At 61.2% G+C, this 1,017-nt stretch carries 1 protein-coding gene; it reads right to left on the minus strand.

Annotated features, from left to right (window positions below):
• The coding region (locus tag HCZ87_RS20750) for a M3 family oligoendopeptidase (RefSeq protein ID WP_368484159.1) at nt 1-808 on the minus strand (808 nt) is incomplete at its 3' end.
• Between the last annotated feature and the right edge of the window lie 209 nt (nt 809-1,017).

Here is a 1,017-nt window from a genome sequence, read left to right on the forward strand (position 1 = left end):
CATTGGAGAGGTGACGCCCCATCTGCGGGCTGGGCATGCCGCGCCAGCGGTCGATGATTTCCTTTTCCTTGGCTTGCGTGTTGTGCACGCGGGCAAAGATCTTGATGTTGTCGGCAAAGACGCGGGCCAGTTCGCGCGCGGCGGCCTCGCGTTTGCTACGGTCCTGTTCGGTCAGGAAATTGAGCGTGGCCTCGATGCCGAGCTCTTCGCCGTCGATCTCAAACGTCAGGCCCGCGATGGTCTCGTCAAAGAGTTTCTCCCAGGCGTCGCCGACGATGCCGAGGTCATGCATGAATTTCTCCAGCTCATCCGAGAGCTGATAGGGCTTCATCGCGCGGATACGGTCGAAGACGGGTTTATAGCGCGCCAGATCCGCGTTGGCGGCAAAGAGCGCTTCCATCTTGTCGTCTTCGATGCGGTTGATTTCCAGCGTGAAGAAGACCAGCGGCGTGGTGAAAACGGTGATTTTTTCCTGCGCATCCGACAGGAATTTGGCGCGGTCGGCATCGGTGGTGAGCTGGTAATAGCGCAGCCCGGCGTAGGACATGATGCGCCCGGCGATATTGTTGATCTTCTCGTTGCGCAGCACGCAGGCGAGGAGGCCTTCGGCGTCCAGATCGGCCAGTTTGCCCTCGTAATCGGCGGCAAAGGCGGCGCATTCCTGTTGCAGCCACTCCAGATCGCGGGTCAGCTCCGGGGCCTCATCCGAGGTGTAGAGATCGCTCAGATCCCAGACCGGCAGCTTGCCGAGATCATCACTGCCGGAGCTGGCATTGGCATCGCGGACGGGGAAGGGGAGTTGAAACATGAAGCCTCCGTTTGCGTTCTTGGGGCGGGTGGCGGCAAAGATCCCTTTGCGCGCGGCGGGCCCGAATATTGGTTCTCAAAACACTTAGGCGTCGCATGGGGGACACACAAGCACCGAGCGCAAGAAGGGTATAGAAAGCGCAAAAGAGGGGTTTCGCTTCGGGCAAAGCCCGAAGCGACCGGCGCCGCGCGCGCCCCTTCGGGGCGCGC

The sequence above is a fragment of the Phaeobacter sp. HF9A genome, from assembly GCF_011806385.1.
Taxonomy (GTDB): domain Bacteria; phylum Pseudomonadota; class Alphaproteobacteria; order Rhodobacterales; family Rhodobacteraceae; genus Epibacterium.